This window comes from Pseudomonas fluorescens (assembly GCF_000967965.1).
Lineage (GTDB): Bacteria > Pseudomonadota > Gammaproteobacteria > Pseudomonadales > Pseudomonadaceae > Aquipseudomonas > Aquipseudomonas grandcourensis.
In genome coordinates this window covers 1-8,412 of the sequence record NZ_LACC01000043.1, presented here as the reverse complement: position 1 = coordinate 8,412, position 8,412 = coordinate 1, and the positions used below count along the sequence as shown (strand labels likewise).

Genomic DNA, 8,412 nt, shown 5'->3' with positions numbered 1-8,412 from the left:
CTACTTCAGACCTTCCCTAGGGGATTTCCGCCAGTGACTGCTTTTGGCCGTTTTTGACTATCGCCCGGTAGCAATGGAATGCTGGATATCGGTCGCGGCTGACCCCTTTGGCCAGCCTTCCTTCTCGTGCTATGGTTCTGCTCAAGAATAGCCCCCACGCCTCGGGCGGGACCTGTCCCTTACTGCGCACCAGGGGGTTAGTTTTTTGTATCCAATGCCCAACAAAACACTTGCCCTACGTCTGCTTTCACAATCTCCTTCCCTTAGTCCACTTTCGTCATGTTGCTCCTGTAGGTTTTCGAAATAAATGCGATTTTTCCGAAAATAATGCGACTGCAAACCTGCACTAGGTGGTTTGGAGTTCAACCGTCAACCCGCAAATCACAGGTGAGAAAACCGCCCGATGACGAGGGTTTTCTATAGCGAGTAAATGGTTGTTATCAGAGCAATCTGAAAGCTGAAAATGCACGCCTACAACGTTCACGGCGCTCGAGAGGTAATCGAAAAGAATGAAGAGTTCATCAAGATGACACTCGCGGTGCAGAGACGCCCGAGTGATGCCATCGGCCTGAAGCTGCCGCTCGGTAGTGAGCTTTCGGATGTCCATAGAGATCGTTTCAATTCAAATGACACGGTTATAGGGACACTGGAAGTCTTGAGTTATGCTCAAAATGCCGTGATAGCATTTTGATCTAAAAATTTTTAATTCCCCCATAAATTCCTAGTCTACGCTCGCATCAGTGCTTCTTCGTCAGGGGCAGTGCCGAACGGTGATCGTATGGATGCGGTTGTAGGTGAGGATGAAGATACAGTCACAGAGCGGCCATCGGAGGTAGTCGACACTGGACTCATTTGTCTAGTTATGCTCGCTCGTTTTCATAATGTAGCTGCCTCCGCCGAACAGCTTAGTCATGAGTACGTATCCCAAGGACAGCCGTTTGGCAAAGCGGAAATTTTGCTGGCATCGCGCAAGCTTGCGCTAAAAGCCAAAGCGATCAAGACAACAATCGAACGCTTGGTACAAACTCCTTTACCGGCCATTGCCTGTGCTTCTGACGGCCGATTTTTCATTATTGCCCGGCTTGATCAAGACAAGATACTGATACATAACCCAGAGTCGTTACGCCCCGAGGTCTTAAGTGCAGACCAGTTGTTGGGCATGTGGCAGGGAGAACTCATCCTGCTGAGCTCACAGGCCTCACAAGCGGGCGAACTGGCGAAGTTCGATTTCACATGGTTTATCCCGTCAATCGTCAAATACCGAAAGTTGCTGGGTGAAGTGCTGCTTGTTTCCTTTGTGTTGCAGATTTTTTCACTGCTCACCCCACTCTTCTTTCAGGTGGTGATGGACAAGGTGCTGGTCCATCACGGACTCACCACTCTGGATGTTATTGCCGTTGGATTGCTGGGGATCATGCTGTTTGAGACCGCACTGAGTGGCTTGAGAACCTATGTCTTCGCTCATACCGCCAGCCGCATCGATGTGGAACTTGGGTCCCGTTTGTTTCGCCATCTGGTGACACTTCCGCTGGCGTATTTTCAGTCCCGACGAGTGGGTGACTCGGTGGCGCGGGTCCGTGAACTGGAACACATTCGAAGTTTTCTGACCGGCAATGCCATCACCTTGGTGTTGGATATCCTGTTCTCCGTCGTTTTTATCGCGGTGATGTTTCTCTACAGTGGTTGGCTGACGCTGGTTGTCGTTGTTTCATTGCCGTTGTATGTGCTGGTTTCGGTATTGATCACACCTCTGCTTCGCTCTCGCTTGAATGAGAGCTTTGCCCGGGGAGCGGAGAACCAGGCATTTCTGGTAGAGACGATCAACGGCATCGACACGCTCAAGTCGATGTCGGTCGAACCACAGATCACCCGCAAATGGGATAACCAGCTTGCTGCCTATGTGTCTGCGGGTTTCAAGACGCAGACCCTGTCGAATATTGCGAATGAAAGTGTGTCGCTGATCGGCAAGCTAGTGACGGTGGCTACCCTCTGGTTAGGCGCGCGTTTGGTTATTGACGGTCAGCTTTCGGTTGGGCAACTGATTGCTTTCAACATGTTGGCGGGGCGGGTTTCGCAACCGATCATTCGCTTGGCTCAACTGTGGACCAACTTTCAGCAGACCGGTGTTTCGGTACAGCGTTTGGGCGACATCCTAAACAGTCGCACCGAGCTGTCCCAGGCCACCCGCAGTGTCTTGCCAGCGCTTAAAGGTCACGTGGAATTTGACCAGGTTCAGTTTCGGTATCGGCCAGAAGGGTCGGAAGTGCTGCGTGGTGTCAGTCTCATTATTCAGGCTGGCGAGGTGTTGGGGGTGGTGGGGCGCTCCGGTTCCGGGAAAAGTACGCTGACGCGTTTGCTGCAGCGACTCTATGTCCCAGAGCGAGGACGTGTCTTGGTCGACGGCATGGACTTGGCGTTGGCCGACGTTTCGTCGTTACGCCGTCAAATCGGAGTGGTGCTGCAAGACAATATGCTGTTCAACCGCAGCATCCGCGAAAACATTGCCCTAACTGATCCTGGCGCTCCGCTGGAGTCGGTTATCCATGCTGCCAAAATGGCCGGGGCCCATGATTTCATTCTGGAGTTGCCGGAGGGTTATGACACGGTCGTGGGTGAACACGGGGCTTCATTGTCAGGCGGTCAGCGACAGCGGGTTGCGATTGCTCGAGCACTTATCGGTAACCCGCGGATTTTGATTTTCGATGAGGCCACCAGTGCCCTCGATTATGAATCCGAGCGAATCATCCAGCAGAACATGAAGGATATCTGCAAAGGGCGAACGGTGATCATCATCGCCCATCGGCTTTCTGCCGTGCGCGATGCCAATCGCATTGCAGTCATGGATCGTGGTCAGATCGTGGAGCAAGGTACTCACAGCGAACTGCTGGCGCTGCAAGCCGGCCACTACTCACGTTTGCACCGCCTGCAGCAAGGATGAATTGCCATGGGCCAACCTTCGGCAACTCGGGAGTTATTGCGACGCTACCGTCATGCCTGGCGGCATGCATGGGGGCAGCGCAAGTTATTGGATACCTCCCAGCGACTGCCTCATGAAGTGCAATTCTTGCCGGCAGCCCTGGCCTTGCAAGAGCAGCCAGTGCATCCGGCACCGCGCTACATATTGTTCGCGATCATGCTCTTTGCTGCCTTGGCATTGTTATGGGCTTGCGTGGGGGAAATCGATGTGGTCGCTACGGCGACTGGCAAGGTGGTCTCCAGCGGCAAGAGTAAAACTATTCAGGCCAGCGAAGTGGCAGTGGTCAAGGCAATCCATGTCTACGATGGCGAACAAGTAAAGGCAGGAGATGTCCTTGTCGACCTGGATGCCAGTGCAACAGGGGCAGATGTAAAGCGCTTGGGCAGCGACTTGTTGGCCGCCGAGGTAGATAGCGCCAGGGCCGGCGCCATGCTGGAGGCAATTGAAACCCACAAGGCGCCAGGCTCTTTGGCCGGCAAGATAGTGAATGCCGACCCACTGCAGCAATTGGCTGCAGAGCGTTGGTTACAAGGCCAGTACCTTGAATTGCGCAGTTCCCTGGATCAGGTGGATGCGGAGATCGATCAACGCTCTGCGGAAATTCTGTCGGCAACGGCCACCGTCGGATCACTGCAGAAAACCTTGCCCATCAGCCGACGCCTGGCCGAGGACTATAAGCTGATGCTGGATGAACAGTTTGTACCTCGCCATGCCTACCTGGAGAAGCAACAAGCATTGCTTGATCTTGAGCGAGACATGGCCGTGCAGCGTGCGCGAGTCATTGAGTTACAGGCCACAAAAAAAGAAGCGCAGCGGCGTCGTGAAGGGATTCTTGCCCAGACCCGCCGAGCGATGCTCGATCTTCAGCAGCAATCCGAGCAAAAGGTCGCCTCACTGACGCAGGAAGTCAAAAAGGCTGAACAGCGTGATCACCTAATGCACCTGACGACCCCGGTGAATGGCACCGTCCAGCAGTTGGCCATTCATACGATCGGGGGCGTAGTGACGGCGGCCCAACCGTTGATGGTGATCGTGCCCAAGGACCAACCGATTGAAATTGAAGCAATGCTGGAAAACAAAGACATTGGTTTTGTGCGTGCTGGACAGCCAGTTACGGTGAAAGTCGAAACATTCACGTTTACCAAGTATGGCGCGGTAGAGGGTGAGGTCATCAGTGTGTCCAATGATGCGATAGAAGATGAGAAGCGTGGGCTTTTATATAGCGTCAGGATTCGATTGCTGAAAGATAAAGTTGTGGTGAAAGGGCAGGATACTCAGCTGGCGCCAGGTATGTCGGTGTCGGCTGAGGTAAAAACAGATCGTCGTAAAATTATTGAGTATTTATTGAGTCCACTAGAACAGCATTTGTCAGAGGGCCTCAGGGAGCGATGATGGTTTAATTGAGTTAGAGTCGGATAAAGTTATTTTGGTGGTGGAGAAAGAAATGGATACTAATGCATCAGGTCGTTCTAGGGATTCATATAGAAGTTTTGCAATAATTAGTATTGTTGGTTATTTCGGGTTTGTGGTTGTTATGTTGTGGTATCAGTCCTCGGCACAGATCCCAAATAAGTTGAATGAGTCGTCAGGTGTGCTTTCGGAGGAAAGGGTTAGAGGTAAGCTTATGACGAAAATCACCGATGGTGAGTATGTGTATTGGTTTACCTGTGCTTCGAGTTTGAGAGGATATTCGACATGCATCACGAAGCAAAAAAGTTCTGAATTATTGGGGCGGCATGCAAGTGTTTTCTGGTATGACCAAAAAATCTTTCCTGCAATAGAGCAGCGGAAATTGGTCGTTTTGGTGGTGGAAGGGAAAGAAATTATCAGTAGGGCGATGTCCGAGGAGCGGCTGGATAGGGGTAAGAGAAGTAGTTTTTGGGTGCTCGGTGTCGTTGGTTTTTTAGTGATTTGCGTTTCTGCTTTCTTTTTAAAGAAGGCAAGGAGAAGTTAAAGTGGATCAGAAAACAGTAGATGCTATTTCCAGTGTCATGTCTTACCTAAGTACTCCAGTGGGTTCGGCACCAGTTATTATCGATGCCTCTAAGGGCGAAGTTTTTGATACTGCCTTCGGAACAGTACAGACTTTAGTTAGTTTCGGAGAAATGATAGGAAAGCGCGCACCTGGTGTGGGTGGTGCAGTTGCTTTTTCGGCCCTCGGTCTAGATCTGTTAAGTATGGAAGAGGGCGTTCGCGAGGACGGCAAAGTTGAAGTAAGTGATATTTACTCTAGCTTGTCTAATCTTTCGGCAATTATCGCTGCGGGGACGTTAGCTGCAGCGGTCGGCGCAGCTTCGGCACCCGCTTTGATCGCTACAGCTGTAATCGTTACAGCGGCCGGCGCAGTACTAACAGTTATGGCGATGAATAGTGGTGATGATACCATTGATTTGAATCCTGCTATCGAATCGTTAAAGAGTGCTCTTCATGCCTTGGGCGAAATACTTGGCGAAGCTTATACCACGGCGATAGATGCTCTTCAGAGTGCCATGAATACGCTTGGAGACTACGGTCAAGCATTTAGCGATTATGTAACCTCGGCTCTGTCTGATATTGCCGATGCGGTGTCCTCTAGCATTTTGAGCATGACAGACTCGCTAGTTGCAGAGTTGCGTAATGCCTATAATGTTGCCATGCATATGGCAAGCCCACTGGTTTTGGATCTGGATGGAGACGGAGTTGAAACGCTGTCTTCAACGAATGGTATTCACTTCGATCATGATGGTAATGGTTTCGCTGAAACTACCGGATGGGTAGGAAAAGATGATGGGCTATTGGTATGGGATCGAAATGGAAATGGCCAAATCGATGATGGAAGTGAGCTTTTTGGTAGTTATTCGAAATTAACCAGCGGCCAGAATGCTGCCAATGGGTTTGTAGCGTTGGCTGATTTGGATAGTAATCACGATGGCAAGGTGGATTCTACAGATGTTGATTTTGGTAAGCTGCGTGTATGGAAAGATGGCGATAGCGATGCGGAAGTTGATTCTGGGGAGTTGTTGAGCCTCGGCGAGGTAAATGTTGATAGTTTGAGTGTGAGCTATGTTGGTCAGGACAAAATGGATGCTCAAGGTAATAAAGTGCTGCAAGTTGGCACTTTTATTGATGTAAGTGGCGTCTCTCGTGAATTAAGTGATATTTGGTTTGGCATTGATGGTTCGAGAACTATAGATCTGAACAAAGTACCCATCGGCACAGAGTATGCCTATCTACCTGACATGGGTGGGTTTGGTAACGTGTCAGATCTTAGTCAGGCGATGCTTAGAGACTCTAGCGGAAACCTTAGATTTTTGGTGGAGAGATTTTCGGTTGAGGCGGATGCTACTAAGAGACAATTAACCTTAGATCAAATCATATTCGCCTGGAGTGGTGTTGCCGATTACAGTTCAACTAGTCGAGGTGGCTATATTGATGACGGGCGCAAACTTTACGCGTTAGAAGCGTTTTTAGGGCAGCCATTTTTACAATTATCAGCTTTTAATAATCCCGGCCCTAATTCCGCGGCTAAGTTGATGTTGGTTTATGATCAATTGGCCGGCTTCATTTATGGTGGCCTAATGCTGCAAACTCATTTCAAAGCACTGATTGAAAGTGTTGACTTGAGTTTGGTCGACGATGAAATTGTACTGGATGTAGCAAGTTTAGTTGGAGTTTTGCGAACGGCATATGTCGGTGACTCGGCGCAGGCTACGCAGATGATGGTAGAGTTTGCTCGCGCATTGACAGATGCAGGAGGAGCTTTTGGCTTGTCACTGTTAGCTGGGTTGCGGCAAGCGGGTGATGTGAATGCTCCAGGATTCAGCTATTTTTTGGCAAATTTTGGTTATTCACTTGGTGGGTTAAATAACGACGAACTGTATGGAGATGAACATAATAATACTATTTTTGGTCTGGCAGGTCAGGACACGCTGTATGGTGGTGCTGGTAACGATACTCTGGAAGGTGGGGAGGGCAACGATTATTTGAGCGGTGATACGGGGTCCGATATCTATCTATTTAACCGGGGTTGGGGGCAAGATACACTTAATAATTTTGATGATGGAGTTGGTAAGAGCGACCTCGTCGAATTTGGTGCGGATATAGCACCAGCCGAAATTGTTGCCACTCGTTCGGGCGATAATTTAATCCTTGCTTTAAGAGGTGGTGCCGACAGAGTAAAGGTGGTCAATTACTTTTATCATGATGGACTAAGTGCATATCACTTGGAGGGGGTCCGCTTTGCTGATGGTACGATATGGGGGCTCGAGCAAATTAAGGTCATGGTAGTCACCAGTACCGCGGGCGATGACGAAATTCATGGTTATGGCTCATCTGACAATCTGAATGGCGAGTTGGGTAATGACAGCTTGTATGGTAGCCAAGGTGATGATGCCATCAATGGGGGCGGCGGAAATGATTACCTTGAAGGCGGCACTGGCTCCGATGTCTATTATTTCAATCTCGGGGATGGACAAGATGTAATAAATGAAAGCTCTGAAATTTTCGGAGATATCGATGTTTTGCATTTTGGCGAAGGAATACATCCTGAGGATATAAATGTTAGCCTTCAAGGGGCCAGCTTGATATTGCGGCATGGCAATAACGAAGATCAAGTAACAATTTTCAATTGGTTCAATCAGATATATTCCCGTTATCAAGTGGAGCGGATCGAGTTTGCTGATGGTACTGTCTGGACGAGTGCAGAGCTTACAAGTGGCTTGCTAAACAGGACTGGAACTGAGGGCGATGATGTTATTACAGGCGCTAACTCCCAAGTCAATCATAATTTCTTAGGGGGGGGAGGTAATGACACCCTGACGACGGGAGCGGGGAATGACCAACTTGAAGGTGGCACGGGCAATGACATCCTGAACGGGGGTGCGGGTTCCGACACCTATCTGTTTAACCTAGGTGATGGCCAGGATGTGATCAATGACAGCAGCAATTATAGCGGGGGGATCGACGTCCTGAAGTTCGGTGCGGGTATCCTCGCCAGCGACATTGCGGTCAGCCGTGCTGGCAATAACCTTGTGCTGAACCACAGCAATGGTCTGGATCGGGTCACCGTCAATAACTGGTTAACAAGCACGGGTGACCTTTATCAACTGGAGCGCATCGAGTTCGCAGACGGCACGGTGTGGACCAGTACGGCCTTGTCCGCCCAACTGCTCCATTTCACGGGTGGTGCGGGTGACGATGTGCTCACCGGCGTGAGCTCGGCCTTCAACCAAGTGCTGTCCGGTGGCGGTGGCAACGACACCCTGACGGCGGGTGCGGGGAATGACCAACTTGAAGGCGGTACGGGCAACGACACCCTGAACGGCGGCACCGGTTCCGATGTATACCTCTTCGCCCTCGGCGATGGCCAGGACATCCTCAATGACGACACGGCCTTCTATAGCGGCAATGTCGACGTGCTTCGCTTTGGAGCTGGTATCAGCGCGAGCGACATCACC

At 50.4% G+C, this 8,412-nt stretch carries 5 protein-coding genes; all 5 read left to right on the top strand.

Annotated features, from left to right (window positions below; all coding sequences use genetic code 11):
- The first annotated feature begins 463 nt into the window (after nt 1-463).
- The gene (locus tag VC35_RS26315; RefSeq protein WP_046043565.1) at nt 464-691 is read left to right on the top strand and encodes a hypothetical protein; all 228 of its coding nucleotides are present in this window, start codon (nt 464-466) and stop codon (nt 689-691) included.
- Between the two features lie 87 nt (nt 692-778).
- Nucleotides 779-2,938: a type I secretion system permease/ATPase gene (locus VC35_RS26310; protein ID WP_046043563.1), complete on the top strand. Its 2,160-nt coding sequence runs from the start codon at nt 779-781 to the stop codon at nt 2,936-2,938.
- 6 nt (nt 2,939-2,944) lie between these two features.
- Nucleotides 2,945-4,369, top strand: a complete 1,425-nt coding sequence (locus VC35_RS26305) for an HlyD family type I secretion periplasmic adaptor subunit (RefSeq protein ID WP_046043562.1) — start codon at nt 2,945-2,947, stop codon at nt 4,367-4,369.
- A gap of 52 nt (nt 4,370-4,421) precedes the next feature.
- A complete protein-coding gene (locus VC35_RS26300; protein WP_185754864.1) occupies nt 4,422-4,931 on the top strand; it encodes a hypothetical protein in 510 nt (169 codons plus the stop codon).
- 1 nt (nt 4,932) lies between these two features.
- The coding region (locus VC35_RS29695) for a calcium-binding protein (RefSeq protein ID WP_046043558.1) at nt 4,933-8,412 on the top strand (3,480 nt) is incomplete at its 3' end.

What these genes read in the sequence shown, in the direction of transcription:
- VC35_RS26315 (WP_046043565.1), top strand. Translation starts at nt 464, where the DNA reads ATGCACGCCTACAACGTTCACGGCGCTCGAGAGGTAATCGAAAAGAAT.
- VC35_RS26310 (WP_046043563.1), top strand. Translation starts at nt 779, where the DNA reads ATGGATGCGGTTGTAGGTGAGGATGAAGATACAGTCACAGAGCGGCCA.
- VC35_RS26305 (WP_046043562.1), top strand. Translation starts at nt 2,945, where the DNA reads ATGGGCCAACCTTCGGCAACTCGGGAGTTATTGCGACGCTACCGTCAT.
- VC35_RS26300 (WP_185754864.1), top strand. Translation starts at nt 4,422, where the DNA reads ATGGATACTAATGCATCAGGTCGTTCTAGGGATTCATATAGAAGTTTT.